General features: G+C 63.4%; 28 protein-coding genes. 14 read left to right on the forward strand and 14 right to left on the reverse strand.

Going from position 1 to position 26,544, the window contains the following annotated elements:
• Positions 1 to 30: 30 nt before the first annotated feature.
• The gene (locus tag A4R29_RS27700; protein WP_013529007.1) at positions 31 to 594 is read left to right on the forward strand and encodes a peroxidase-related enzyme; all 564 of its coding nucleotides are present in this window, start codon (positions 31 to 33) and stop codon (positions 592 to 594) included.
• 138 nt (positions 595 to 732) lie between these two features.
• Positions 733 to 1,056: a YciI family protein gene (locus tag A4R29_RS27705; RefSeq protein ID WP_013529006.1), complete on the forward strand. Its 324-nt coding sequence runs from the start codon at positions 733 to 735 to the stop codon at positions 1,054 to 1,056.
• Between the two features lie 9 nt (positions 1,057 to 1,065).
• On the opposite strand, the gene A4R29_RS27710 is transcribed toward A4R29_RS27705, so the two are convergent.
• Positions 1,066 to 1,680, reverse strand: a complete 615-nt coding sequence (locus A4R29_RS27710; RefSeq protein WP_063173300.1) for a LysE family translocator — start codon at positions 1,678 to 1,680, stop codon at positions 1,066 to 1,068.
• 393 nt (positions 1,681 to 2,073) lie between these two features.
• On the opposite strand from A4R29_RS27710, the gene A4R29_RS27715 reads away from it, so the two are divergent.
• On the forward strand, positions 2,074 to 2,700 hold the full coding sequence (locus tag A4R29_RS27715; protein WP_063173301.1) for a DUF1062 domain-containing protein: 627 nt from the start codon (positions 2,074 to 2,076) through the stop codon (positions 2,698 to 2,700).
• Between the two features lie 61 nt (positions 2,701 to 2,761).
• On the opposite strand, the gene typA is transcribed toward A4R29_RS27715, so the two are convergent.
• Positions 2,762 to 4,591, reverse strand: a complete 1,830-nt coding sequence (gene typA / locus A4R29_RS27720; protein WP_013529003.1) for a translational GTPase TypA — start codon at positions 4,589 to 4,591, stop codon at positions 2,762 to 2,764.
• A 197-nt stretch (positions 4,592 to 4,788) separates the two neighbouring features.
• Here typA and A4R29_RS27725 point away from each other — a divergent pair, with 197 nt between their 5' ends.
• Positions 4,789 to 5,070 (forward strand): hypothetical protein, encoded by a 282-nt coding sequence (locus A4R29_RS27725; protein WP_244506871.1) that lies wholly within the window; start codon positions 4,789 to 4,791, stop codon positions 5,068 to 5,070.
• Positions 5,071 to 5,116: 46 nt separating this feature from the next.
• Here A4R29_RS27725 and A4R29_RS27730 read toward each other — a convergent pair whose 3' ends face one another.
• Positions 5,117 to 6,676, reverse strand: a complete 1,560-nt coding sequence (locus A4R29_RS27730) for an alkaline phosphatase D family protein (protein WP_395316715.1) — start codon at positions 6,674 to 6,676, stop codon at positions 5,117 to 5,119.
• Between the two features lie 195 nt (positions 6,677 to 6,871).
• Positions 6,872 to 8,155: an MFS transporter gene (locus tag A4R29_RS27735; RefSeq protein WP_024504198.1), complete on the reverse strand. Its 1,284-nt coding sequence runs from the start codon at positions 8,153 to 8,155 to the stop codon at positions 6,872 to 6,874.
• 74 nt (positions 8,156 to 8,229) lie between these two features.
• On the opposite strand from A4R29_RS27735, the gene A4R29_RS27740 reads away from it, so the two are divergent.
• Entirely contained in the window at positions 8,230 to 8,847 is a 618-nt protein-coding gene (locus A4R29_RS27740) for a TetR/AcrR family transcriptional regulator (RefSeq protein WP_013528999.1), read from the forward strand.
• A gap of 45 nt (positions 8,848 to 8,892) precedes the next feature.
• On the forward strand, positions 8,893 to 9,486 hold the full coding sequence (locus tag A4R29_RS27745) for a hypothetical protein (RefSeq protein ID WP_063173303.1): 594 nt from the start codon (positions 8,893 to 8,895) through the stop codon (positions 9,484 to 9,486).
• A gap of 9 nt (positions 9,487 to 9,495) precedes the next feature.
• Here the strand turns inward: A4R29_RS27745 and ppa are convergent, their stop codons facing one another.
• The 6 genes from ppa to A4R29_RS27775 form a co-directional block, all read right to left on the reverse strand.
• The gene (gene ppa / locus A4R29_RS27750) at positions 9,496 to 10,029 is read right to left on the reverse strand and encodes an inorganic diphosphatase (protein WP_013528997.1); all 534 of its coding nucleotides are present in this window, start codon (positions 10,027 to 10,029) and stop codon (positions 9,496 to 9,498) included.
• A 112-nt stretch (positions 10,030 to 10,141) separates the two neighbouring features.
• Entirely contained in the window at positions 10,142 to 10,648 is a 507-nt protein-coding gene (locus A4R29_RS27755; RefSeq protein WP_013528996.1) for a GNAT family N-acetyltransferase, read from the reverse strand.
• Positions 10,649 to 10,766: 118 nt separating this feature from the next.
• Positions 10,767 to 11,405 carry a TPM domain-containing protein gene (locus tag A4R29_RS27760; RefSeq protein ID WP_063173304.1) on the reverse strand — a complete coding sequence of 213 codons (639 nt, stop codon included), beginning with the start codon at positions 11,403 to 11,405 and terminating at the stop codon, positions 10,767 to 10,769.
• An 8-nt stretch (positions 11,406 to 11,413) separates the two neighbouring features.
• On the reverse strand, positions 11,414 to 12,292 hold the full coding sequence (locus A4R29_RS27765) for a TPM domain-containing protein (RefSeq protein WP_063173305.1): 879 nt from the start codon (positions 12,290 to 12,292) through the stop codon (positions 11,414 to 11,416).
• Positions 12,293 to 12,296: 4 nt separating this feature from the next.
• The gene (locus A4R29_RS27770; protein WP_063173306.1) at positions 12,297 to 13,148 is read right to left on the reverse strand and encodes a TPM domain-containing protein; all 852 of its coding nucleotides are present in this window, start codon (positions 13,146 to 13,148) and stop codon (positions 12,297 to 12,299) included.
• A gap of 177 nt (positions 13,149 to 13,325) precedes the next feature.
• The gene (locus tag A4R29_RS27775; RefSeq protein WP_024504707.1) at positions 13,326 to 13,964 is read right to left on the reverse strand and encodes a LemA family protein; all 639 of its coding nucleotides are present in this window, start codon (positions 13,962 to 13,964) and stop codon (positions 13,326 to 13,328) included.
• A gap of 161 nt (positions 13,965 to 14,125) precedes the next feature.
• On the opposite strand from A4R29_RS27775, the gene A4R29_RS27780 reads away from it, so the two are divergent.
• From A4R29_RS27780 to A4R29_RS27805, 6 genes are all read left to right on the forward strand, one after another.
• Complete coding sequence (locus A4R29_RS27780; protein ID WP_024504708.1) at positions 14,126 to 14,377, forward strand: hypothetical protein; 252 nt, start codon at positions 14,126 to 14,128, stop codon at positions 14,375 to 14,377.
• A gap of 13 nt (positions 14,378 to 14,390) precedes the next feature.
• Positions 14,391 to 15,275 (forward strand): pyridoxal kinase PdxY, encoded by an 885-nt coding sequence (gene pdxY, locus A4R29_RS27785; RefSeq protein WP_063173307.1) that lies wholly within the window; start codon positions 14,391 to 14,393, stop codon positions 15,273 to 15,275.
• Complete coding sequence (locus A4R29_RS27790) at positions 15,272 to 16,042, forward strand: DUF429 domain-containing protein (protein ID WP_027163001.1); 771 nt, start codon at positions 15,272 to 15,274, stop codon at positions 16,040 to 16,042. Before pdxY ends, A4R29_RS27790 begins: the two co-directional genes overlap by 4 nt.
• A 148-nt stretch (positions 16,043 to 16,190) precedes the next feature.
• The gene (locus A4R29_RS27795) at positions 16,191 to 16,835 is read left to right on the forward strand and encodes a carbonic anhydrase (protein WP_027037320.1); all 645 of its coding nucleotides are present in this window, start codon (positions 16,191 to 16,193) and stop codon (positions 16,833 to 16,835) included.
• Positions 16,832 to 17,266 (forward strand): hypothetical protein, encoded by a 435-nt coding sequence (locus A4R29_RS27800; protein WP_013528987.1) that lies wholly within the window; start codon positions 16,832 to 16,834, stop codon positions 17,264 to 17,266. Before A4R29_RS27795 ends, A4R29_RS27800 begins: the two co-directional genes overlap by 4 nt.
• Positions 17,267 to 17,362: 96 nt before the next feature.
• Positions 17,363 to 19,417, forward strand: coding sequence for a M3 family metallopeptidase (locus A4R29_RS27805; RefSeq protein ID WP_063173308.1), 2,055 nt, complete (start codon positions 17,363 to 17,365; stop codon positions 19,415 to 19,417).
• A 164-nt stretch (positions 19,418 to 19,581) separates the two neighbouring features.
• Here A4R29_RS27805 and A4R29_RS27810 read toward each other — a convergent pair whose 3' ends face one another.
• The 4 genes from A4R29_RS27810 to A4R29_RS27825 form a co-directional block, all read right to left on the reverse strand.
• Positions 19,582 to 21,057 (reverse strand): M81 family metallopeptidase, encoded by a 1,476-nt coding sequence (locus A4R29_RS27810; protein ID WP_063173309.1) that lies wholly within the window; start codon positions 21,055 to 21,057, stop codon positions 19,582 to 19,584.
• Positions 21,058 to 21,081: 24 nt separating this feature from the next.
• Positions 21,082 to 21,906 carry a carbohydrate ABC transporter permease gene (locus A4R29_RS27815; protein WP_013528984.1) on the reverse strand — a complete coding sequence of 275 codons (825 nt, stop codon included), beginning with the start codon at positions 21,904 to 21,906 and terminating at the stop codon, positions 21,082 to 21,084.
• Positions 21,903 to 22,772, reverse strand: coding sequence for a carbohydrate ABC transporter permease (locus A4R29_RS27820; RefSeq protein WP_013528983.1), 870 nt, complete (start codon positions 22,770 to 22,772; stop codon positions 21,903 to 21,905). The genes A4R29_RS27815 and A4R29_RS27820 overlap by 4 nt, the downstream gene beginning before the upstream one ends.
• 490 nt (positions 22,773 to 23,262) lie before the next feature.
• Entirely contained in the window at positions 23,263 to 24,495 is a 1,233-nt protein-coding gene (locus tag A4R29_RS27825) for an ABC transporter substrate-binding protein (RefSeq protein WP_013528982.1), read from the reverse strand.
• 183 nt (positions 24,496 to 24,678) lie between these two features.
• On the opposite strand from A4R29_RS27825, the gene A4R29_RS27830 reads away from it, so the two are divergent.
• Both A4R29_RS27830 and A4R29_RS27835 read left to right on the forward strand, forming a co-directional pair.
• The gene (locus A4R29_RS27830) at positions 24,679 to 25,467 is read left to right on the forward strand and encodes an SDR family oxidoreductase (RefSeq protein ID WP_063173310.1); all 789 of its coding nucleotides are present in this window, start codon (positions 24,679 to 24,681) and stop codon (positions 25,465 to 25,467) included.
• A gap of 2 nt (positions 25,468 to 25,469) precedes the next feature.
• On the forward strand, positions 25,470 to 26,537 hold the full coding sequence (locus A4R29_RS27835; protein ID WP_013528980.1) for an ABC transporter ATP-binding protein: 1,068 nt from the start codon (positions 25,470 to 25,472) through the stop codon (positions 26,535 to 26,537).
• Positions 26,538 to 26,544: the final 7 nt, after the last annotated feature.

Raw genomic sequence — 26,544 nt, forward strand, 5'->3', positions numbered from 1 at the left:
AAGATGCCGCGCAACGAGGAGAAATGACCCATGACCGGCAAAATCAGCGCGCTTGATCTTGGCCAGGGAGAGCTGAGCGAGGCGACAAAAACCTATTTCGCCAAATGCGAGGAGAAGCTCGGCCTCGTCCCCAACGTGCTCAGGGCCTATGCCTTCGACGACAAGAAGCTGCGCGCCTTCACCGACATGTACAACGATTTGATGCTGGGTGAGTCCGGCCTGTCGAAGCTGGAGCGCGAAATGATCGCGGTCGCCGTCTCCTCGATCAATCATTGCTATTATTGCCTGACCGCGCACGGCGCGGCGGTGCGCCAGCTCTCCGGCGACCCGCCGCTCGGTGAAATGATGGTGATGAATTTCCGCGCCGCCGATCTTTCGCCCAGGCAGACGGCAATGCTCGAATTCGCCGTCAAGCTGACGCAAGAGCCGGCCAAGATCGTCGAGGCCGACCGGGCCGCGCTGCGTCAGGCCGGCTTCACCGATCGCGACATCTGGGACATCGCCTCGACCGCGGCCTTCTTCAACATGTCGAACCGCGTGGCTGCGGCAATCGATATGCGGCCGAACGACGAATACCACGCCATGGCAAGGTGACGGATTGCGGCAGGGGCCAGACCGGGGCGTTATATTAGCAGTGTCGCATTCTCGTTGCTTGTTTGCCGGTTTGGTCCGATGATCGGCAGGCGGCATGACCGCATGCCGGTTCGATGCCGCTCACCAAGGGAGGAGAACATGGCGAAGTATCTCTACGTCTATCATGGCTCGGGCAAGATGCCGACCGACGAGGCCGAGCGGAAGGCCGCAATGGACGCCTGGAACGGCTGGTACGGCAAGCTCGGCTCGGCCGTGGTCGACGGCGGCAATCCGGTCGGCATGTCGAAGATGGTGCTGCCCGGCGGCAAGGTCGAGAACAATGGCGGCAGCAATCCGGCCGCCGGCTACACGATCGTCGAAGCGAAAGACATCGACGATGCCGTCGCCAAGGCCAAGGACTGCCCGATCCTGATGAACCCGGCCTTCAGCGTCGAGATCGCGCCGATCATTGAAGTGATGTGACGCGCCGGCTCAGGACCGCGTCGCTATGGCGGCCGCCGCACCGGCCATCGTCGTGGCGCTGATGCGATTGGCGATCTTCATGGCGCGCTTGCTCTTCAAAAGCTTGCGCGCCTGTGATGCGGCGAGCACCCAGGCGAGATCGATGGCGACCAGCACCACGGCCATGGTCGCCGTCAGCTCGACCCAGCCGACGATGCTGACCGAAGCGAGGTCGATGATGGTCGGCAGCAGCGCCAGGTAGAACATCATGATCTTGGGATTGCCGAGCGTCACCGCCATGCCGGCGAAGAACAGTTTTATCGCCGAATCCTCGCGCGGCATCTCGCCCTCTTTTGCATCGACAGGCGCGGTCCACATCTTCCAGGCGAGGTAAGCGAGATAGGCAACGCCGACCCATTTCACCACGACGAAGGCGAAATGGAAGGTCTGCGCCACGACAGCCAGCCCGAACACCGCCAGCGATAGCCAGATGCCCTCGCCGATCCACATGGCGAGCAGGAACGGGAACACGTCGCGAAACCCTTTCGAGATGACGCGGGCGACAAGCGCCGCGATCGATGGCCCGGGCGAGCCCGCGGCAACGAACAGAGCGGCGGCGAAAATCAGGAGCGAGGTGGAGTGCATAACCGGGTCTCTGTTGAAAACCTTCGATTTCGGATATTAACGCAAGTGGCTCGGCTGCGGTAGCACCGACAAAAGACCCTTGTCGGTCCGGCATGTCGCGGCTAGAAAGGCCGCCGCGAAACAATTTTGAGCTTCACTTTGCCTACGTAACCGCCGGTCTCGCCAACTCCCCCGACACACTGCATGACACCGCATTCGCGGTGTCTGTTTTCATGTTCATGTGTTCTTCTGGGCGGCGGTTCGAGACCGGTTTGGCACTGCTGAACCGTTGTTGCGCGCTGCCGCCCGTGACATCTGATTTCCGATCATAGCAAGCGACCGCCACGCCGCGCCCGCATGGGCATCTCGACATCGCCGGCCTGATGAACTTCCCGACGGGAAGGGCTTATCGGCATGTCTGGACTTCTGCGTATCCACTGGGCAATCGCGGCCAAGACCGCACCTCGACCGCTCATCAATTGCAACCGCTGCGGCACCGTGAGGGCCTATTGCAGCAGCGGAAAGTTCCGCGTCAACGCCAATGGCAAACGCATCGACGTGTGGCTGATCTATCGCTGCATCGACTGCGACAATTCCTGGAATTTCGGCATTTTTGAACGCTGCAACCGCCGCGACATCGACCCGGCGCTGCTGGCGGCGCTCGAAAGCAACGATCCTGCACTCGCTCACCGTCATGCCTTCGATGCGGTGGCGTTGCGCAACCGGATCGGGCGCGTCGAGGAGTTCTCCGATGTCAGCGTTCACAAGCGCAGGCTCGGCGACACCAGGGAAGCCGCGACCGTGTTGGAACTCCAGCTTGGGCTCGAAATGCCGACATCGCTGCGGCTCGACCGGCTGCTCGCAAGCGAACTCTGCATCTCGCGATCACGGCTTCAGGCGCTGGAGGAGAAGCGGCTGCTCATCGTTGACCCGGATGGAGCAAAGGCCCTGCGCAAGCCGGCCCGTGCGGGAAACACGATCCGCATCGATCTGGCCGGCGAGGCCGATCGGCAGGCCATCATCGCGGCTGCCGGTGGATGAACGAAAAAGGGGCGGAACACTGGTTGCTCCGCCCCTCTCCGCTGTTGGAAAAAATAAGAGCTTACGCCGCGCCGACCACCTTGGACGACTTCTCGAACCGCTTGCGCTCGTTCGGATCGAGATAGAGCTTGCGCAGCCGAATGGTCTTCGGCGTCACTTCGACCAGCTCGTCGTCCTGGATCCAGGCCAGCGCGCGTTCCAGCGTCATGCGGATCGGCGGGGTCAGCTTGACCGCCTCGTCCTTGCCGGCGGCACGGATGTTGGTCAGCTTCTTGCCCTTGAGCACGTTCACTTCAAGGTCATTGTCGCGGCTATGGATGCCGATGATCATGCCCTGATACACCTTGACGCCCGGATCGATGACCATCGGGCCGCGATCTTCCAGGTTCCACATGGCGTAGGCGACCGATTCGCCCTGTTCGTTGGAAATCAGCACGCCATTGGTGCGGCCTGGCAGCTCGCCCTTGTAGGGCTCATAGGCATGGAAAAGCCGGTTCATCACGGCGGTGCCGCGCGTGTCGGTCAAAAGCTCCGACTGGTAGCCGATCAGGCCACGGGTCGGCGCATGGAAGACAATGCGCTGACGATTGCCGCCGGATGGGCGCAGTTCGACCATCTCGGCCTTGCGCTCGGACATCTTCTGCACGACGACGCCGGCATGCTCCTCGTCGACGTCGATGACGACTTCTTCGACCGGCTCCAGCAATTCGCCATTCTCGCCCTTCTGCATGACGACGCGCGGACGCGACACGGCGATTTCAAAGCCTTCGCGCCGCATCGTCTCGATCAGCACGGCCAGCTGCAATTCGCCGCGGCCGGAGACGAAGAACGAATCCTTGTCAGGCGATTCCTCGATCTTCAGCGCGACATTGCCTTCGGCTTCGCGCAGCAGGCGGTCGCGGATGACGCGGCTGGTCACCTTGTCGCCTTCGGTGCCGGCCAGCGGACTGTCGTTGACCAGGAACGACATGGTCACGGTCGGCGGATCGATCGGCTGCGCATGCAGCGGTTCGCTCACGCTCGGGTCGCAGAACGTGTCGGCGACGGTGCCCTTCGACAAGCCGGCAATGGCGACGATGTCGCCCGCCTGCGCTTCTTCGATCGGCTGGCGCTCAAGGCCGCGGAAGGCCAGGATCTTGGAAATACGGCCGGTTTCGATCTGGGTACCGTCATGGTGCAGCACCTTGACCGGCTGGTTGGCCTTCAGCGTGCCGCTCTCGATGCGGCCGGTGATGATGCGGCCGAGAAACGGATTGGCTTCCAGGATGGTGCCGATCATGCGGAACGGACCGGGATGAACGGTCGGCTCCGGCACATGCTTGATGACGAGGTCGAACAGCGGCGCCAACTGCTGGTCCTTCGGTCCTTCCGGATTTTCCGAAACCCAGCCATCGCGGCCTGAGCCGTACAGAATCGGGAAGTCGAGCTGCTCGTCGGTGGCGTCGAGCGCTGCGAAAAGGTCGAACACCTCGTTGACCACCTCGACATGACGGGCGTCCGGGCGATCGATCTTGTTGATGACGACGATCGGCTTCAGGCCGACCTTGAGCGCCTTGCCGACGACAAATTTGGTCTGCGGCATCGGCCCTTCGGCGGCATCGACCAGCACGATGGCTGAGTCGACCATCGACAGGATGCGTTCGACCTCGCCACCGAAATCGGCGTGGCCGGGGGTGTCGACGATGTTGATGCGGGTATCCTTCCAGTCGACCGAGGTCGCTTTGGCCAGGATAGTGATGCCGCGCTCCTTTTCGAGGTCGTTGGAATCCATGGCGCGCTCGGCCACGCGCTGATTGTCTCGGAAGGAGCCGGACTGCTTCAAAAGCTGGTCGACCAGGGTGGTCTTTCCATGGTCGACGTGCGCGATGATCGCGATATTACGGATTTTCATGTTCTGGTCTCGGAAGCGTTGCAGGCAGCAGGCCAAAAGGCGCTGCCTCTTTCGGTTGCGCGGCTCATACAGGGTTTTTCGCAGTTGCGAAAGAGGAGGCGCGTCACCAAATACTCATCAAATCTTAAGCATCTGCGTGTGAGATGATTTTGTTAACCAAGGCGGGAACCCTTCGGGGCCTGGGCAGTTCGAACGTCATGACCGATAAACTCAACCGATTCTGGCCGCTCATCGCCTCTGTTGCCTTCGCCGTCCTGCTGGCGGCCAACGCCGCGCAGTCGGCCGCGACGACGAAGGAATCACGGCCTGCCTTGCCGTCAGAGGCACAGTCGGCCGAGCAGATTTTCGCCGACGCGCCCGACGGCGTCGACCCGGTGGTGACCGGCCCGGTCAGCGCCGCCTTCAAGCAGCGGCAGGACGCCGCCAACTGCGACAGCGCCGTCTGGCCGAATATCTCCATGGTCTGCTACCCGGACTAAGACATCGCGCGCCCTAGACGCGCGACACCTTTCCATCAGCGCGCGCTTATGCCGACCGTACCGGGTCGAGCGTCACCTTGTAGAGTTCATTGTCGTCGCGATCCATCAGCCGCACCGTCATCTGCTCGCTGGCGCCTGAAATATCGACCAGCCCGAAGAATTGCAGACCTGCCGAGGGCGGCAGGTTCTGTCCCTGTTCGGCGGTCGGCGCCTTGATGAACTTCAGCTCCGGACCGAACGTCATGTCGAAATCGTTCGGCCCGAATGTTCCGGCATGGATCGGACCCGAAACGAATTCCCAGAACGGATTGAAATCCTGGAACTGCGCCTTGTCCGGGCTGTAATAATGCGCGGCCGTGTAATGCACGTCGGCGGTGAGCCAGACGGTGTTGCTGATGCCGGCATTCTTGATGAAGCGCAGCAGGTCGGCGATCTCGAGCTCACGCCCTTTTGGCAAGCCATTGTCGCCATTGCTGACTGCTTCGGCACCAACCTTCTTGGTGCCGTCGTCCCAGACGACGAGGCCGAGCGGCATGTCGGCGGCGATGATTTTCCAGGTCGCCTTCGAATTCGCCAGTTCGCGCTTCAGCCATTTCGTCTGCTGTTCGCCGAGCATGCGCGATTGCGGCGTCATCTCATCCTGCATGTCGGGACCATTGGGGCCGCGATAGGAGCGCATGTCGAGGAAGAACACGTCGAGCAGCGGCCCGTAGGCGATCTTGCGATACACGCGGCCGGGCTCGGAAGGTTCGTAGCGGATCGTCGTCATCTCGTGGAAAGCCCGCGCCGCACGGGCCGCCAGCACGTGGATGGATTTTTCCGTATAGCGGCTGTCGGCGCTGAGATCCTTCGAATCCGACCAGTTGTTCAGGACTTCATGGTCATCCCACTGGTAGAAAGTCGGGCAGATGGCGCTGAGACCGAGCACGTTCCTGTCCATCATGTTGTATTTCCACTGGTCCCGGTATTCGTCCAGCGTCTCGGCAACCTTGCGCTTGCCGTCGATCAGCACGACGTTCTTCCACTTGCCGCCGCCGGGCAGGTCGACCTCGTCCTTCATGGCGCCGTCGGCATAGATGGTGTCGCCCGAATGCAGGAAGAAGTCGGGCGTGTGCTTGCCGATCGTGGCGTAGGTCTTCATGCCGGTCTCATCGATGCCCCAGCCCTGGCCGGCGGTGTCGCCCGACCAGGCAAAGCGGATGTCGCGCTTCGAGGCCGGCGCCGTCCTGAAGCGCCCGGCGATCGGCTCGGAAACGGCGTTGATGTCGGCGAGATCGGCTGCCGTCATGCGATAGAAGATATCCTGGTCCGAAGCGAGGTCGGTGAGCAGCCGCTTGACGGTGTAGTCGCTGGCCGGCGACGTATCGAGCGACGCCAGGCGTGTCGCAGTGGCGAAGTTCTCCGTCGACGACACTTCGAACATGACGCGCGACGGGCGATCGGTGCGCGTCCACACCATGCCGCTGGTTGCGTCGACATCGCCGGACTGGACGCCATGGGTGAAGGCCGGCCGCTGACTGGCGCGCGAATAGTAGGGCAGCGCCAGGCTCGAGACGCCAGCCAGGCCAACGGCGCTGGCGGAGGTGACGAAAGCACGGCGAGTCATCGAAAGCTTGTTCACGGCTGTCTCCTGGATGGCTTGAACGGTGCCACCAAAATCCAGCGTCAATGTTTCAGGGACATCTCGGGATCATGAAGTTTTTCTGACGATCAACACGCGGGTGGGCGTTTGCGCGGACGGCGAAGCTGCCGATCTTCCTCCGTGTGGGGGAGATCGCAGCTTGACCGGTAGCGCCTCTCCCTACGCCGCCTGCGGCTCCGGCTCGAATGCCGGCTTGCTGGTGTTGATCAGCAGCGAGATACAGGCAGCGGCTATTGCCGTCATGCCGGCGATCAGGAAGGCCAGTTCGTAATTGCCCTGCAACTCGCGCATGGTGCCACCGAAGGCGGCGGCGGTCGCCGCACCGATCTGGTGGCCGGCGACGATCCAGCCGAACACGATCGGCCCACTGCGATCGCCGAACGCCTCATTGGCGAGCCTCAGAGTCGGCGGCACGGTGGCGATCCAGTCGAGACCGTAGAGCACGGCGAAGATGATCAGGCTGGTCGCTGAGAAGCCGGAATAGGGCAGGTAGATCAGCGACAGGCCGCGGATGCCGTAATAGACGCCGAGCAGCTTGCGCGGGTCGAAACGGTCGGTGAGCCAGCCCGACAATGTCGTGCCGATCAGATCGAAAATGCCCATCATCGACAGCAGGCCGGCGGCCTGCACCTCGCCAATGCCCATGTCGCCGCAAAACGCGATCAGATGCGTGCCGACCAGCCCGTTGGTGGTGAAGCCGCAGACGAAGAAGGTGGCGAACAGATACCAGAACACCCGCGTGCCGGCAGCACGGCGCAGCGTCGAGAACGTATGCGCCAGAAAGTTGCCCTGTGACGCAGGCGGGGTCGGCGGCACATCGTCAGCCTCGGCGCCATAGCGCACCATGCCGATCGATGCCGGCCGCTCCGGCACCAGCAGCCAGACCAGCGGTATCAGGGCAGCGGTCGCGATCGCGACCGCAATGACAACCGGCTGCCAGCCGCCCGACTGTGCCAGAGCGGCGATCAGCGGCAGGAACACCAGCATGCCCGAGGCACTGGAGGCCGACATCAATCCCATGACAAGGCCGCGATTGGTCTTGAACCAGCGATTGACGATGGTCGCGCCGAGCACGCTGGCGACGGCACCGGAACCAATGCCCGAGAACACGCCCCAGGTGATGAACAGATGCCACGGCTTGGTCATCAGCAGGCTGAGCATGGTCGAGCCCGACATCACCACCAGCGAGGCGAGCAGCGTGCGGCGCAGCCCGATGCGCTCCATCAGGGCTGCGGCAAATGGCCCCGTCAAACCGTAAAGCAGAATGCCGACACCGGCGGCCAGGGAGATGATGTCGCGGCGCCAGCCGAAACTGTTCTCGAGTGGCAGCATCATGACCGAGGGTGCGGAGCGCAGGCCAGCCGCGACCAGCAGGCTGAGGAAGATGACGCCGACCACGACGAAAGCGTAGCGCTGGCCAAAGGGGCGAGATTGAGTTATCATGTTACTGACCGGTACGTTGCAGGGTGGGAACATGTATACGTACCGATCGGTAACATTGTCAATCGAGTCACACGATGCCAACCGACAAAAATATTGAACTGACCATCAGCGACGGTCATGCATCCGCTCCGCCGAAAGCCGCCAAGAAGATCCTCGATGTGGCCTATGACCTGTTCTACCGGCGCGGCATCAGGGCGATCGGCGTCGACGAGATCGTCAAGCGTGCCGGCGTCACCAAGCCCAGCCTCTACCGCAGCTTTCCGTCCAAGGACGAACTGGCCGCTTCCTATCTCAGGCAATATGACCGTGAATACTGGGAGCGCTTCGACGAAGCGGTCGCCGCTCATCCCGGCGACCCGCGCGCTCAGATCAAGGCTTTCCTGACCCGCATCGGCAAGCGCACGCAGGTGGCGGACTATCGCGGCTGCGGCATGACCAATGCGGCGGTCGAATATCCCGACCACAGCCATCCGGCCCGCGTGGTCAGCGAGGCCAACAAGCAGGAACTGCGCCGCCGCCTGCGCGCCATGGCGGCTGCGATGGGCGCGCAAGACCCAGACACGCTCGGCGACGGCCTGCTGCTGCTGATCGAGGGCGCCTATATCAGCGGCCAGTTGTTCGGCCTCGGCGGTCCGGCGCAAGCGGTTGCCCGCAATGCCGACCTGCTGATCGAAGCCAGCTTGAAGAAATAGCGTTTGGCGCTACGCTGCAATGGCTTGCAACGGAGATTGACCGCCATGCGTGCCATTCTGATCCCGCTTGTCCTGGTCGGTCTCGGTCAGGCGGCGCAAGCCGACGGCATTTCCAGCGCCTACACCGATCTGGATTCGAAAACGGACTGCGTGACCTACGCGCAGGCAGAAGAAGGCGACGGCGACTGGGCCGAACTCGCCTGTTCAGGCTATCGCGGCTATCCCGTACTGATCGCCTATGACGACGCCCGTGAATCGCTGTTCTACGGTTTTCCGCCCGGCAGCGACATGACGACGGTCTGGGAAAGCTTTTCCGGCCTCAATTCGTCGGGAGCCAAAGTCGAATGGCGCATCGAAACCAAGGGCGACACGGCAGTGCCCTATGCCGTCATCCATCGCCGCTCGATCAGCAATCCCGAGGACGAGAAAAAGCCGACCGAGGTGCTGCTCGTCGCCAAGGTCGGCCAGATGGACGCCCGCGACGGCTGCACCGTCGGCCTGGTGCTGGCCACCGGCAATCCCGCCGCCAACGACCAGGCGCGCAAGCTTGCCGACGACAAGGCACGCACCTTCGCCTGCGGCAAGGACAGACACACCGTCATCGGCAAAGTGCCGGCCTTCGGCCGGGTCGATAACTGACCGGTCGGGCTACTTGCTCGCCTTGGCCCGCTCGATCGCGTCGACGATCATCTTCTTGGCGTATTTGGAATCGTGCCAGCCTTCGATCTTGACCCATTTGCCGGGCTCGAGATCCTTGTAGTGCTCGAAGAAGTGCTGCACCTGCTGGCGCGTAATGTCGGGCAGCTGAGTGTATTCGGTGACGTTCTCGTAACGCAGCGTCAGTTTTGGCGACGGCACGGCGATGATCTTCTCATCCTGGCCGGCATTGTCTTCCATGATCAGCACCCCGATCGGCCGCACGTTGATGACGCAGCCCGGCACCAGCGCGCGCGTGTTGCAGACCAGCACGTCGATCGGATCGCCGTCGCCCGACAGCGTGTGCGGCACGAAGCCGTAATTGCCGGGGTAGCGCATCGAGGTGTGCAGGAAGCGGTCGACGAACAGCGTGCCGGCCTCCTTGTCCATCTCGTACTTGATCGGCTCGCCGCCGATCGGCACCTCGATGATGACGTTGACGTCCTCAGGCGGATTCTTTCCGCTGGCTATGGCTTCAATGCGCATGGCTTAAATCCCTCTCTCGATGGACGATCGATAGCGGGCGGCGCGTCATGGTGCAATGCGGCGAATGGTGCTGGGTGCGAATGGAACGCCCAATTGCCGAAAGGCCGGGTTGTCATTCCCAGACGAAAGCGACCTTCTTGAGCGCCTTCTGCTCGAAGATCTCGACGCCCTCGGCGACATCGCGGCCACCGGCGCCGGCATAGAAGGCAAGCGCGTTCTGGTTGTCCTCCAGCGCCCACACGACCATGCCTTTCAGCCCGTGATCGGCCAGCCGCGCCTTGGCCGCCGAAAACAGGCGGCTGCCGAGCCCGATGCCCTGATATTCCGGGCGCAGGTACAATTCGTAGATTTCGCCCTGCTGGCGCAGTTCACGGGCGCGGTTCTTGCCGATCGTCGCATAGCCGGCGATCTTGCCGCCGATTTCGACGACCAGAACGGTGGCGGCGCGGCGAATCGCATTCGCCCACCAGTCGGCGCCTCGACGGTTGATCATCGATGTCAGGGTCCGGTGCGGAATGATGCCGGAATAGGCGCCGCGCCAGGCTTCCAGATGCACCTCGGCGATGGCACTGGCATCGCGCGGGTCGGCTTTCCGGATGTCGATCGTCAGCGTATTCATGATTTGTTAACCATAAACCCGCATCGCCCGATTGCAAGGGTCCGGGCCGCCCGCCGACTGCTTTCTCACAGGCGATCACCGCGCTGGTGAGGGGCCTTCAAGACTTCTGTGGAAAGGCTCAAATCTCGACGAGATGGTCGTCGAGCTCGTTGCTGTCGCCCGCAGTGACCGGGAAATGCTCGGCCAGCACCGCACCCACCAACTCGATCGCCTTGACGAAGCCGTCGGCAAGCCGGTCGTCGCCGGCATGCGCGGTAAGGTCGCGCACGACGCGGTCCCAGACATGCTGGCCGACCTTGGCGTCGATACCCGAATCGGCGACCACCTCGGCATAGCGCTCGGCGATCGAGACGAAGACCAGCACGCCGGTGCGCGCCGTGGTGCGGTGGACGTTGCGGGCGAGGAACTGCTTGATCGCGTTGGCGTGCGCCGCCTGATAGCGCAGCCGCCTCGGCACCAGGTGGATGCGCATACCAGGCAGCGCCCACAACAAGGCCAGCACGCAGGCAAGCGCCAGGAGCTGGGCGAGGACGAAATGCGGCAGCCGGATCGACAGCCACCAGGCCTCCAGACCGTAGCCGACCGCCAGGCTGACGAACAGCATGCACATGGTCGCCATGAAGGCGGCCGGGAAGAAATAGCCGTCGCTGCCATGCGCCACGACACAGTAGATTTCGCCGTCGGTTTTCTCCTCGGCGGCGCGGATCGCGGTTGCGATGCGCTCATGATCCTGCGGGCTGATTGGTCGTGTTGCCATGATCTGTCTCACCAGCCTCCTGAAGAACCGCCACCACCCGACGAGCCGCCGCCACCGGAAAACCCGCCACCGCCGCTTGACCCCGAGGACCAGCCACTGCCCGAACCCGAAGACCAGCCGCCGCCCGACGACGAACCGGTTGTCCAGCCACTGCCCGAGTACCCGCTCGGCCCGCGGCCATAACGAAACGTCATGCCCAGCCATTTGTACACGCCCGGCGACAGTTTCGTGCCGAACATCGGCGGCAGGAACGCCATCGCCATCCCGCCGAAGAACATCGTCGCCCACAGGATCAGGAACACGGCAAAGATCGGATCGATGGACGTGCCGTCATCGGCGGGATTGCGCTTGCCCCGCGCTTCCAGTTCTTCGGGATTGCCCTCCAGCACCATGACCATGTCATCGACGGCTTTGCTGATGCCGCCGGAGAAGTCCCCAGCGCGGAAGGCCGGCACCATGTCATTTTCGATGATCAGCTTGGTGTGCAGGTCGGTCAGCGTGCCTTCCAGCCCATAACCGACCTCGATGCGCATCTTGCGGTCGTTCGGGGCAACCAGCAGCAGCACGCCATTGTTCTCGCCCGCCTGGCCGAGCTTCCAGAAGCGGAACAGCCGGTTGGCGTAAGGCTCGATCTCCTCGCCATCGAGGCTGGGAATCGTCGCGACGACGATCTGGTCGGAGCCTTTCGTCTCGAAATCGGCGAGTTTTTGGGTCAGCGCCGCCCTGGTCGCGGCGTCGATGATGCCGGCATTGTCGACGACACGGCCGGTCAGCGCCGGCAGGTCGGCCGCGTAGGCCATGACGCAGGAGAACAGCACGACCGCAGCAATCAGGACGGCCGAGGCGAGGCGGTCGCGTTTCGACAGGCTGATGCTGGATACCATCATGCCATCACCAGCTTCCCGACGAGCCGCCGCCGCCGGACGAACCGCCGCCGCCGGAAAAGCCTCCACCGCTGCTTGACCCCGAAGACCAGCCGCCGCCGGAACTCCCCGACGACCAGCCGCCACTGGAGGATCGCCGGCTTGGCTCGAAGGTCATGCCAAGCCAGCGGTAGCGGCCGGGGCCAAGCTTCTGGCCGAAGATCGGCGGCAGCACGGAAGCCGCAATGCTGCCGAAGAAGATGATCGCCCAGATGCTGATGAAGACGGCGAAGAACAGGTCGTCGGAATCGAAAGGCGCTTGCTGGTTGCGCTCGCCGCGCGCCTCCAGTTCTTCGGGATTGCCCTCCAGCACCATGACCATGTCATCGACGGCTTTGCTGATGCCGCCGGAGAAGTCCCCGGCGCGGAAGGCCGGCACCATGTCATTCTCGATGATCAGCTTGGTGTGCAGGTCGGTCAGCGTGCCTTCCAGCCCATAGCCGACCTCGATGCGCATCTTGCGGTCGTTCGGGGCCACCAGCAGCAGGACGCCATTGTTTTCCTTCGCCTGGCCGAGCTTCCAGAAGCGGAACAGCCGGTTGGCGTAAGGCTCGATCTCCTCGCCATCGAGGCTGGGAATCGTCGCGACGACGATCTGGTCGGAGCCTTTTGTCTCGAAATCGGCGAGTTTTTGGGTCAGCGCCGCCCTGGTCGCGGCGTCGATGATGCCGGCATCGTCGACGACACGGCCGGTCAGCGCCGGGAGATCGGCCGCGAGGGCGGTGAAGGGGAGGAAGAGGAGGCTTAGAAGAGCGAAAAGGAACCCTAGGCTTGCGTTCCGGAGCGCCCCCCTCTGCCCTGCCGGGCATCTCCCCCTCAAGTGGGGAGATTGGCCGCCATCTCCACTTTCACCAATTTTCAACGTCGCAAGATGGGCGTCAGCGCCGAAGCTGCCAATCTCCCCCCTTGAGGGGGAGATGTCCGGTAGGACAGAGGGGGGTGTTTGCACGCCAGCAGCCCGTCATTTCGCGGGATTTATTCCGATGACAGTGGACGTTCACCCGCCCTGCTTCGTGCCGAAATCGACCTTCGGCGGCTGCATCTTGTCTTCGGCGACGGTGAAATTGGCGAAGGGCTCGTTGCCGCGGAACCAGAAGGTCGCCCACAGCACCGAGGGGAACGTCCTCAGCGTCAGATTGTAGTCCCTGACCGCCTGGATGTAATCGCGCCGCGACACCGCGATGCGGTTCTCGGTGCCTTCGAGCTGCGCCTGCAGCGCCAGGAAGTTCTGATTGGCCTTGAGGTCCGGATAGGCCTCCGAGACCGCGATCAGCCGCGACAGCGCGCTGGTCAGCCCCGCCTGGGCATCCTGGAACTTCTTGAGGGCTTCGGGATCCTTCAGCGTTTCCGGTGTTACCGTGATCTGCGTTGCCTTGGCGCGCGCCTCGACCACCGCGTCGAGCGTATCCTTTTCATGCGAGGCATAGCCCTTGACCGTCTCGACCAGGTTGGGGATGAGGTCGGCGCGGCGCTGATACTGGTTCAGCACCTCGCTCCATGCCGCCCTGGCATTTTCTTCCGCCGTCGGGATGGTGTTATAGCCGCAGCCTGCAAGCAGCGGCAGCACGATCGCCATCATCAGGAAGGCGGGCAGCGTGCGGAACGTGGACGGCAAGGCAAGGCGCTGGGCAAACATGATGGGTCCCTCGGTAGAAGTTGCACGCGAAGCTTTACCACAATCAGCGCGCAAGAAAACCGCCCGCGCCGGCAGCCCCTCGCCTGGCACGCCGGTGCCGCTGCAAGGCTCTGTGATTGGCCGTGCGAACGCGATAAGGTCCGGCAAAACGGGACATCATCATGGCGGGACGCCAGGACAGCGACAAGGAATCGCGCCGTATCCTCGAGCGCATTGCGCGCGAGACGGATCCGGCCGGCAACTCGTTTGTAGCGCGGGCAGCGAAAGGCATGCACGATCACGTCACCGCGGCCGATGCCGATCGTGCCGATCCGATCGAAGTCTGGGGCACCCGCTTTGGCCGCACGCTGGGCCTGCTGCTGGCGCTGGGCCTGATGGTCTGGCTCGTGCTTTACGTCATCCGGGGCAGTTAGGAATCAAACGACAATGAGCGCCGAACAAACCGACGCGCCGCGTGCGGTCATCGTCATTTCCAGCCATGTCGCGCGTGGCTCGGTCGGCAACCGTGCCGCCGTCTTTGCGCTGGAGACCCTGGGTTTCCCGGTCTGGGCGGTGCCGACCGTCATCTTGCCCTGGCATCCCGGCCATGGGCGTGCGACGCGCATCGTGCCGCCGCTCGGCGAGTTCAAGGCTCTGATGGCCGATCTCGAGCGGGCGCCATGGCTGGGTGAGGTCGGCGCCGTGCTGTCCGGCTATCTCGGCGAGGCGGGCCAGGCCGAGGCCGTCGCCTCGCTGGTCGCCGCGGTCAAGGCAAGGACGCCCGGCGCCGTCTATATCTGCGATCCGGTGATGGGTGATTCGGGCGGCCTCTATGTGCCCGAACCGACCGCCATCGCCATGCGCGATCGGCTGATGCCGATCGCCGACATAGCCACCCCTAACCGCTACGAACTGGAATGGATGGCCGGCGCCGCGTTGCCAGACATGAAATCGGCGATCGCGGCGGCGCTGCACGCCGGACCATCGACCATGCTGGTCACCTCGGCGCCGTCGATGATGACGGGCGGCACCGGCAACCTCCTGCTCGATAACAGCCAGGCGCTGCTCGCCGAACATCGCCTGATCGACAAGCCGCCGAATGGCCTGGGCGATCTGACGGCGGCCGTTTACCTGGCACGCATCCTGTCCGGCCAGCCACCGATCAAGGCGCTGCAATCGACGACGGCGGCGGTCTACGAGATCCTGGCACGCACCGCCAAGCGCGGCGGCGACGAACTGCAGCTCGAAACCGATGCGCAGAGCCTGTCGCATCCGATGGCGATGGTCCAGCTTCGCCACCTCACACATCCAGGGCGGGGCCGCCGGGCGTGACATCGACTGAGGCCGTACTTGTCGGCGTCGATGGCTGCAAGGCCGGCTGGATCGCCGTCCGACGAACTTTTGGCATGGCACCGTCGGTCGGTGTCTTTGCAACCTTCACTGCCCTGCTCGCATCCCTTCCCGTAGACGCTGTCATCGCCGTCGACATGCCGATCGGCCTGCCCGGCTTTTCGGGCAAGGGCGGGCGCGGCCCCGAAGCCCTGGTGCGGCCGCTGCTCGGGGCACGCCAGTCCAGTGTCTTCTCGATCCCGTCCCGTGCCGCGCTCTATGCCGACACCAACGGCTTCACCACCATCGAAGCCTGGTATGCCGCGCACGTCAGGGCAAGCGCGGTGGCCCTGACCACATCCGATCCGCCGCGCGGCGTCTCGATCCAGGCGTTCGGCATTTTTGCCAAGATCCGCGAGATCGACGCCGTGCTGATCGCGCGGCCCGATTTGCGCAGCCGCGTGTTTGAATCGCACCCGGAAGTCGCTTTCTGCCGCTTGAACGGCGATCAAGCCATGCAACTGCCGAAGAAGATCAAGGGCAGCATCAATCCGGCCGGCATGGCGGAACGCAAGGCGCTGCTCTGCCGGCACGGCTATGATAAGGGCTTTCTCGACCAGCCGCCGCCCCGCGGTGCCGCCGCTGATGACTTCCTCGACGCAGCCGCGATGACGCTGATCGCCGGTCGCATCGTCGGCGGTGAGGCGCGGCCGTTTCCCGACCCGCCGGGCCGCGACAGCTTTGGCATTCCCGTCGCCATCTGGGCGTGACGCTGTTGGCCACGGTTGCGCTCGATGCATGGCATTTCTAGCCAGCCCTCATAATTCTGCATTGCTCGCGACCGGCTTTTGCCGCTAGAGCCTCTCTAGACCGCAACGAGCTGCCGCATCCAACCCGGAAAGGCTCCAGACGCCGCCCATGTCCCATCTCCCTGAACATCTTCTCGCCGGCTATCGCAATTTCATGAATGGCCGCTATCTCACCGAGAGCGGGCGCTATCGCGATCTCGCTCGCGAAGGCCAGGCGCCGGAGACGATGATCGTCGCCTGCTGCGATTCACGTTCGGCGCCCGAGGCGATCTTCGACGCTGGGCCGGGCGAACTCTTCGTTCTGCGCAATGTCGGCAATCTGGTGCCGCCCTATGCACCCGACGGCGAGTTCCATTCGACCTCGGCGGCGCTTGAATTCGCCGTACAGAGCCTCAAGGTCAAGAACATCGTCGTCATGGGCCATGGCCGCTGCGGCGGCATCCGGGCGGCGCTCGACAGCAATTCCGCGCCGCTGTCGCCGGGCGACTTCATCGGCAAGTGGATGAGCCTGATCGCGCCGGCGGCCGAAACCGTCTCCTCCAGCACCTTCATGACCGCTTCGGAGCGCCAGACCGCGCTGGAGCGCATCTCGATCCGCTATTCCATCGCCAACCTCAGAACCTTTCCCTGCGTCTCGATTCTCGAAGGCAAGGGACGGCTGTCGCTGCATGGGGCCTGGTTCGATATCTCGACCGGCGAACTCTGGACGATGAACAAGGAGACTGGCGATTTCGAACGGCCGGAGCTGGGATGAACGCGGCGGCGCGCAAGCTGGTGAACATCAGGTCGGTCGCTTTTGTGGCGGCCGCACTGCTGCTGGCGATTATTGCCGCCCGCGCCGATGATCGTGCCCTCATCAGCCGCTGGTATTCGGCGCTGCTGGTCGCCGACCGCACGGAACTGTCCGACCTGCTCGCCGACGATGTCCGCATCAAGCTGGACGACCTCGGCATCGTGCAAAGCAAGCAGGAATTCATCGCTTCGATCGACGAATGGAAAGGTGCCGTTGCCGGTGCTGCGATCCGGCACCGGATCGAGAAAAGCGAAGGCGGCGTCACCACGGTGGTCGCCTGCTACGATTTCCCCAACAACGACATGCTGATGCAGGAAACTTTCGCGGTCACCGACAACCGCATCACCGCCAGTTCACAAGCGGCGATCGCCGAAAACTGCGACGGCTTTTGAGGGCGATATCGGCCAAATCCGCATATTGCGGGTCCGCCGGCGGCGCCCTACATCGGGTACGACCCACCTGCCCGCCCCACCAACGAAAGACTGTCCATGCCTTCCACGAAAGCCGTCGACCTCGCCGCCCATCCGCTGACCGCGTGGCAGGGGCCGCTCGGCCTGCCCGATTTCACGCGCATTGGCGACGGCGACTTCTCCCCGGTCTTCGACGCGGCGCTGAAGGCGCACGAGGCCGAGATCGAGGCGATCGCCGGCAACAAGGATGCGCCGACCGTCGAGAACACGCTTGCCGCGCTGGAACTTGGTGGCGAAGCGCTCGATCGTGTCTCGTCGATCTTCTGGTGCCGCGCCGGCGCCTACACCAATGAGACGATCCAGGCGCTGGAGCGCGACATCTCGCCGAAAATGTCCAGGCATTTCTCGGCGATTTCAATGAATGAGCGGCTGTTTGCCCGCATCGACGATCTCTACCAGCGCCGTGAGAGCCTGAAGCTCGACGCCGAGACCTTGCGGGTGCTGGAAAAGACCTGGAAGGGCTTCGTCCGTTCCGGCGCCAAGCTCGACGCCGACGGCAAGAAGCGGCTGGCAAGCATCAGCGAGGAATTGTCCTCGCTCGGCACAGCTTTCGGCCAGAATGTTCTGGCCGACGAGCGCGACTGGGCGCTGTTCCTCGATGAAGCCGACCTTGCCGGCCTGCCGGACTTCGTGAAAAGCTCCATGGCCGAGGCCGCCGAAATGCGTGGCCAGAAGGGCCGCTATGCCGTCACTCTGTCGCGCTCGATCTATGAGCCGTTCTCGACCTTCTCCGAACGCCGCGATCTGCGCGAGATCGCCTTCCGCGCCTTCACCATGCGCGGCCAGAATGGCGGCGCCACCGACAACACGAACGTGGTGCGCGACATGCTGCGCCTGCGGGCGGAAAAGGCAAAGCTGCTCGGCTACGCCTCTTTCGCCGCGCTGAAGCTCGACGACACCATGGCCAAGACGCCGAAGGCCGTGCACGCGCTGCTCGATCCGGTGTGGGAGAAGGCGCTTGAGAAGGCAGCAAGCGACCAGATCGAATTGCAGCGGCTGGCCACCGCAGCCGGCAGCAACGAAAAATTCGCTGCCTGGGACTGGCGCTTCTACCAGGAAAAGCTGCGTGCGGAAAAATTCGCCTTCGACGAGGCGGAGCTGAAGCCCTATCTGCAGCTCGACCGGATCATCGACGCTTGCTTCGACGTGGCGACACGGCTGTTCGGCATCACCTTCGAAGAGAAAAAGGGCATCGCGGCCTGGCATCCGGACGCCCGCGTCTTCGTGGTGAAGAATGCCGACGGCAGCGAGCGCGGCCTGTTCCTGGCCGACTATTTCGCCCGGCCGTCAAAGCGATCCGGCGCCTGGATGAGCGCGTTGCAATCCGGCTATAGGCTCGGCCACGGTGCAAGCCCGGTCATCTACAACATCATGAACTTCGCAAAGCCGCCGGTGGGCGAGCCGGCTCTGCTGTCGGTCGACGAGGCGAAGACGCTGTTCCACGAATTCGGCCATGCGCTGCACGGCATGCTGACCGACGTCACCTGGCCCTCGGTTTCGGGCACTTCGGTCAGCCGTGATTTCGTCGAATTGCCCTCGCAGCTCTACGAGCACTGGCTGACCGTGCCGGCAGTGCTGGAGAAGCACGCGCTGCACGTCAAGACCGGCAAGCCGATGCCCAAGGCGCTGCTCGACAAGATGCTGGCCGCGCGCACCTTCGGCGCCGGCTTCGCCACGGTCGAATTCACCGCCTCCGCCTTGATGGACATGGCCTATCACGCGCGGGCGGAGGCGCCTGAAGCGCCGCTTCGTTTCGAAGCCGAAACGCTTGCAGAACTGCATATGCCGGACACCATAGCCATGCGTCACCGCACCCCGCATTTCGGCCATGTCTTTTCCGGCGAAGGCTATTCGGCCGGCTACTATTCCTACATGTGGTCGGAAGTGCTCGATGCCGATGCTTTTGCCGCCTTCGAGGAAACCGGCGACCCCTTCAACCCGGCGCTCGCCGAGCGGCTGCGCAAGAACATCTACGCCGCCGGCGGCTCGAAGGATCCGGAAGAACTCTACACCGCCTTCCGCGGCAAGATGCCGTCGCCGGAAGCGATGATGGCCAAGCGCGGGCTGGCGTGATTGGCTTTCCCTTCCCCCCTTGTGGGGGAAGGTGGATCGGCGCGTAGCGCCGAGACGGATGAGGGGTGTTCCAGGAAATGCCAACGCCTCACTCCGCTGGAACCCCCCTCATCCGACCTCGCTTCGCGAGGCCACCTCCTCCCACAAGGAGAGAAGGGAGAACCCTACACTTTCCACGGATCCGCAACCCTCGGCCACACCGGCCTTGTCAGCTTCTTGTAATCGGTCACCGCCGGATTGCTGGGATACGAACTCGGCGCCGAGACATAGATGATCTCGGCGGCGATCGGCTCGAAGCCGGCGTAGAAATGATTGGTCGACTTGATCAGCAGCATGTCCTTGGCTAGCGGATCGACGCCGATGTTGGAAAAGATATCCGGCTCGAAGGTCTGCGTGCGGTTGGTGTTGAGGATGATGTCGACCTCGGTGCCTTCGAGGCGGACCAGCGCCGTCGGCCCAAGCGTCACCCGGCTTGGCCCGAAACTCTGCCAGCCCTCCGCAACCGCCTTCAGCACGCGCACGCGCGCATCGATCGGCTCGCCGGCTTGCGGCCCGGCCTTGCCGCCGAAGCGCAGGTCGATGACTGCGCCCTCGCCTGCCGCCAGGCAGAAGGTGACCGCGATCGGATCCCAGATGGTCGCGACGGCGAACCTGTCCAGGCCACGCGCCAGCATCTGGCGCAGCACGAAGGTGCCGTCGCCGGGCACACCGCCGCCGGGATTGTCCCAGATATCGGCGATGACCACCGGCTTGCCCGGATTTTCTGTGCGCACGGCCAGCGCCCGATCGATGCCGTCGGCAGCACTCAGCATCGTCATCGCCGTCTTTTCGCGCAGCGCGTAGAGTTCCCGCCCGAGCCGTTCCGCCAGCGCGTCGCCCTTGGCCTTGTCATTGTCGGTGACGACCAGGATGCGCGTGCCCATCTCGGGCACATCGGCCGCCATGAAGCCGTGGATGACGGAGACCGACAGCACGCCGTCCTTGCCGTGCAGCGCCTTGATGCGATCGACGAAGGACCGCATCGGCTCGCGGCTGGTCGGCAGCACCTGGATCATGCGGCAGTCGAAGGTCGAAATGACAGGGTTGATCTCACCACGCACTGCTGCCAGGCCAAGCTCGACGACATGTTCGCCGCGCTCGTAGAAATCGGTGTGCGGAAATTCGAGGAAATAGGCGAGAATGTCGGAGGCCGCGACGCGCTTCGGTGTCAGATGGCTGTGCGGATCGAGTTCCACGGCGATCACCACCTCCGGCCCGACCATTGCGCGAACCCGTTCGAGCAGATCGCCTTCGCAATCGTCATAGCCTTGCGCCACCATGGCGCCATGCAGGCCGAGGATGACAGCATCGACCGGCAGCGCCGCCTTGAGCTGGCCCAGAATCTCGTCGCGCAAAGCCTCATAGGTCTGCCGCTGCACCAGGCCGCCCGGCTCGGCCCAGGTGGCGGTGCCTTCGATGACATCGAGGCCTTCGGCCACCGCACGCCGGCGTAGCGCCACCATCGGCGAGGAGCACAGCGTCGGCGTTTCCGGGTGCTTGCCGGGCCCGGCATAGAAGGCCATCTCGAACGAAGCCCTATCGGTCGGCACCGGCGAGAAGGTGTTGGTTTCCGTCGCCAGCGAGGCGGTGAAAATGCGCATGAAAGCTCCGTCCGTGAATAGGCGCTATTTGACCGCCCCGAGCGCCAGGCCTCTGACGAGGTAGCGCTGCAGCCAGATGAACAGGATGGCCACCGGCAAGGTCGCCAGCAGCGTCGCGGCCATGACGTGATGCCATTCGATGGTGTAGCGGCCGGCGACCAGCGAAAACACCTGGATCGGCAGCGTGTAGCTTTCCTGGCTGCGCAGCATGGTGAGCGCCACGACGAACTCGTTCCAGGCGTTGATGAAGGTGAAGATCGCCGTCACCGCGATCGCCGGCAGGCAGAGCGGCAGGAACACCTTGCGCAAGGTCAGCCAGCGGCCGGCGCCCTCCATCCAGGCGGCTTCCTCGAGATCGCGGGGGATGGTGTCGAAATAGCTCTGCAGCATCCACACTGTGAAGGCGACGTTGAAGGCCATGTAGATGAAGCCGAGCGCCGTCGTGCTCTCGACCAGGCCCCAGGCGGCCATCAGCCGGAACAGGCCGAGCACCAGCACGATCGGCGAGATCATCTGCGAAATCAGCAGGAACTGGCGCAAGGCGCCGTAGCCGGCAAAGCGGAAGCGCGACATCGCATAGGCCGCCGGAACCGAGATCAGGATGGCGCCGACGGTGGCGATCACAGACACGTAGAGCGAATTGAGCAACGCCTGGCCGAAGCCCGTCGCCACCCACATGTCGGAAAAATTCGACCAGCGGAATTCGCTCGGCCACCAGGTCGGCGACAGCACTTCCTGTCTCGGCTTGACTGCGGTCAGGAACATCACCGCGAAGGGAAAGAGCGTCACCACAATCAGCGGCGCCAGCAGCAGCCAGGCGATGATCGAACGCTTGAGCTTGCTCGTCATGCGCGTTGCTCCCGCATCGCCAGCCGCACATAGATCATGGTGAAGACCAGCAAGATGGCGAACATCACCAGCGACACCGCCGATGCTTCGCCCAGCTTGCCGATGCGGAAGGCCAGCTTGTAGAGATGGGTGACCAGGATATCGGTCGAGTTGGCCGGACCGCCCTGCGTCATCACCCAGATGATCGGGAAGGAATTGAAGACGTAGATGGTGTTGAGCACGATGGCGATGTTGATGAACGGTTTCAGGAGCGGAAAGGTGATTTCGCGGAACTGCTGCAGCGGCGTCGCCCCTTCAAGCGCCGCCGCCTCGTAGAGATCGTCCGGGATCGACGACAGCCCGCCGAGGAAGATCGTCGTCGTGAACGGCACCGTCACCAGGATGCCGATCAGCACTTGCATCGGAAAGGCGGTTTCGGCACTCGCCAGCCACTGGATGTTGTGATCGATGAGGCCGAGGCCGATCAGCGCCGAATTGAGCATGCCGCTTTCGCCGCTCAGCGCCCAGCGCCAAACCACCGCGGTCATGGTCAGCGACACCGCCCAGGGCAGCATGATGATGACGCGGGCAATGCCGCGGCCATAGAAATCGGTGTTGAGGATCATCGCCACCGGGATCGACAAGAGAAGCGCGCCGCCGACCACCATCACCGTCCATTGGCCGGTGCGCCAAAGCGCGGCCGTGAAATCGGGATCGGCAGCGAGTGCCGCGAAATTGGCGAGGTCGTTGAAGTCACGAAGCTGGCCGAAGCGGCTGACGTCATGCGTCGAGATCTGGATCAGGTCCCAGACCGGCCAGAAGATGACCACCGCCGCCAGAAACAGGCTGGGCAAGGTCAGGAGATAGGGCAAGAAACGATTTTGCATCGGCTGGCTTTGTACCGCGTTGCGGGGAGATTGGATTTCGCTGGCTTAACAGATTGACTTGGTCCGGCCTCGTTCTTCTCAGGGCACCGCTTCAGGATTCCTTGCAACCGTCGGCGCTGCCCTCACCTGCTCGTCCGTTCTCCGCAGCAGTTGCGGAAGGGCCCCTTTCCTCTCCCCCGTCGATCGGGGGAGAGGTGTCGAGCGAAGCTCGACGGAGTGGGGGTCGACCCCTTGGGCGCAAGGCGAGACTTGCGCCTGGTGCTCTTCCTATATCCGTTCGCGGTGGCTGCCAGGTGGTTCCCCCACTCCGTCTCGGCTTCGCCGAGCCACCTCTCCCCCCTCCGGTGGGAGAGGAAAGGAGCCTCGCTGGGCGGCGTTGACATCGACGAACTATCTTTCTGCTCGAGGCTGCAAGATGTGGCGCGCCCCGCCTGAATCTGGGGCGCGCCACGGGCGCAGGGAGATACGCCCTATTCCTTCAGCACTGCCCCTACTTCTTCAGCACCGCATTGGCCTTGGCCGCCGCGTCCTTCAGGCCTGCCTCGGGGTCGCCGCCGAGATAGATCTTCTGCATGGCGTCCGACGTGATCTGGGCGACCTCTTCCCAGCCCGGGATGACCGGCGCGAAGCGGGCGTCGGGCAGCAGAGCGGTGAACGCGGCCAGATCGGCATTGTTGACGTAGTAGTCCATCTTGGCCTCTTCCTTGTTCACCGGCAGGAAGCCTTCGCCCTGTGTGAACTTGGCACGCTGCTCCGTGGTGAACAGGAAATCGAGCAGCTTCCAGGCCTCGTCCTTGTTCTTGGAGTTCTTGAACATGATGATGGAATCGGTGACGCCATAGGTGCCGCGCGCGCCGGTCGGTCCGGCGGGAATGGCCGCAACGCCGTATTTCAGGTTCGGCGCCTCGTCCTTGATCTGGTTGGACAGGAAGGGTGCGGTGATCATCATGCCGACCTTGCCCTGCTTGAACAGGTTCTGCACGTCCTCGCGGTTGTTGGAGGTGACGCCGGGTTCGGTCAGGCCTTCGTCGATCATCGACTTGTAGAGTTTGGCGGCTTCAAGCGCGCCGGGCGTGCTCAGGCCCGAAGTGCCGTCCTTGTTGAGGATTTCCGTGCCGTAGGACCACATCGCATAGTAGTAATAGACGTCGGTCTCGATCTCCTTGCCCTGCAGGCCGAAGCCGAACGTGCCGGACCCCAGAGCCTTGATCTTGCGCGCATCTTCCTGCAACTCGGTCCAGTTTGCCGGTGGCTTGGCGATGCCGGCCTTCTCGAACAGCTCCTTGTTGTAGTACATGGCGCGCGCCGAGGCAGCGATCGGCAGGCCGTAGGTCTTGCCATCCATGATCGAGGGCGACAGGAAGGTGTCGATGAAGCGGTCCTTGAAGTCGGGCTTGATGTAGCCGTCGAGCGGCTCGGCGACATCCTGCTGGACGAAGTCGATCAGCCAGCGCGTGCCGATGATCGACAGATCGGCATTGGTGCCGGCGGTGATGTCGGTGGTCAGCTTCTGCAGCAGCACATCCCACGGCACCACTTCGAACTTGACCGTGATGCCGGGGTTCGCCGCCTCGAATTCCTTCTTGACGCTGTCGAAATATGGGCCAGTCTTGGCGCTGTACTCGGCCACGGTGACCCGCACCTCGCCCGCATCCGCCTGCGCCGCAATTGCCAGCATGCTCATTCCGGCCATCAGGCCGACAGTCCATTTTGCAAGACTCATTTGAACTCTCCCATTTTGATTTTTGCGCCTGCGCGCCTCTTCGTTACCCAAGCAGAAGATTTATGTGACTTTCCTACATTATCGAGGATTTGAAGGCTTGCAAGCAGATTATTCTGTTGCTTAATTACATTTCGTGGATTAGGCCTGATCCGACCTGTCGAAGATCCCGGAGGATGACGCACGGTGGTTTCGCAAACGGAACTCAAAGGCAGGGCCGAATTCGAGGGCAAGACTGTCGTTGTGACGGGTGCGGGCGGCGGCCTCGGCACGGCCATCGTGGCGCTGATGGCGCAAAGGGGCGCCAGGGTCGTAGGCTGCGACCAGTCGAGCGAGGCGTTGAAGAGCCCGCATTTTGCCGCCCGCCACGTCTTCGATCTTCTCGACAAGGCGTCGATAGCCACGGCGATCGCCGCCATCCTCGACCGGGACGGTGTGCCCGACATTCTCATCAACAATGCCGGCTGGACGCGCGCCGAGACGCTCCCCGCGCTCAACCCCGACAGGATTGAGCAGGAACTCGACCTCAACCTGACCGGCGTGATGAATTTCGCCGATCCGCTGGTCAAGGCGATGGCCAGCCGTGGCTCCGGCAGCGTCGTCTTCATCTCCTCGGTCAACGCCATCGCGCATTTCGGCAATCCCGCCTATGCCGCGGCCAAGGCCGGCATCAACGCCTATGCCAAGGCGATCGCCGTCGAGCTCGGCCGCAGCGGCCTGCGCGCCAATGTCGTCTGCCCCGGATCGATCCGCACCGCCGCCTGGGACCACCGCCTTGCCAAGGATCCCGAAATCCTCGGCAAATTGCAGCGGCTCTATCCGCTCGGCCGCATCGTCAACGCTGCGGAAGTGGCGGAAGCCGTCGCTTTCCTTGCGTCCGATCGCGCATCGGGAGTAACAGGCGTGGTGATGCCCGTGGACGCGGGACTGACCGCCGGTTGCCTGCCCTTCATCGACGACATATTGGGAGCGTGAGCATGACCGACGTCGAGTTCCGCGACCTGTCGAAATCCTTCGGGCAGCACAAGATCCTCGAGAACATCAGCCTCGATATCAAGAGCGGCGAGTTCGTCGTCCTGGTCGGCCCGTCCGGCTGCGGCAAGTCGACCTTGCTGCGCATGCTCGCCGGCCTGGAGACGATCACTTCCGGCGATCTGTTGATCGGCGGCGTGCGCGCCAACGCGCTGCCGCCGCAGCAGCGCAACATCGCCATGGTGTTCCAGTCCTATGCGCTGTTTCCGCATCTGAAGGCATCAGACAATATCGGTTTCGGCCCGAAGATACGCGGCGAGACGCGCACGGTAATCGATGAGAAGGTCAAGAAGGCGTCCGGGGTCCTCAATCTCTTCTCCTATCTCGACCGCTATCCCCGCCAGCTGTCGGGCGGCCAGCGCCAGCGCGTCGCCATGGGCCGCGCCATCGTGCGCGAACCGTCTGTGTTCCTGTTCGACGAACCGCTGTCCAATCTCGACGCACAATTGCGCGTGCAGATGCGAGTCGAGATCAAGGCGCTGCACCAGCGGCTGAAGTCGACGATCGTCTACGTCACCCACGACCAGATCGAGGCCATGACCATGGCCGACCGCATCGTCGTGATGGATCGCGGGAGGATCCAGCAGGTCGGGGCGCCGCTGGAGCTCTATGACAGGCCGGCCAACAAGTTCGTCGCCTCCTTCCTCGGCTCGCCGTCGATGAGTTTCGTCTCGGGTTCGCTCAAGACGACGCTTGAGAAAACCTGGTTCGAATCGGCCGGCGGCGGGCGGCTGGCGCTTGCCGGCAAACAGGTGCCGGCGGACAGCGCGGTGGAGGCCGGCATCCGCCCCGAGCATTTTGTCATCGGCGAGGCTGTCGACGCGATGGCGATCAGGGTGGATGTCGTCGAGCCCACCGGCTCCGAAACACATGTCTATGGCGCTATCGGTGCTGATACGGTACGCGCCGTGTTCCGTGACAGGGTGCCGGTCAGGCCGGGAGACCTGCTGCCGGTCTCGGTCGACCCCGGCAACATCCATCTGTTCGACAAGGCGACGGGCCTGCCTCTATGAAAATATC

This window comes from Mesorhizobium ciceri biovar biserrulae, from assembly GCF_001618845.1.
Lineage (GTDB): Bacteria > Pseudomonadota > Alphaproteobacteria > Rhizobiales > Rhizobiaceae > Mesorhizobium > Mesorhizobium ciceri.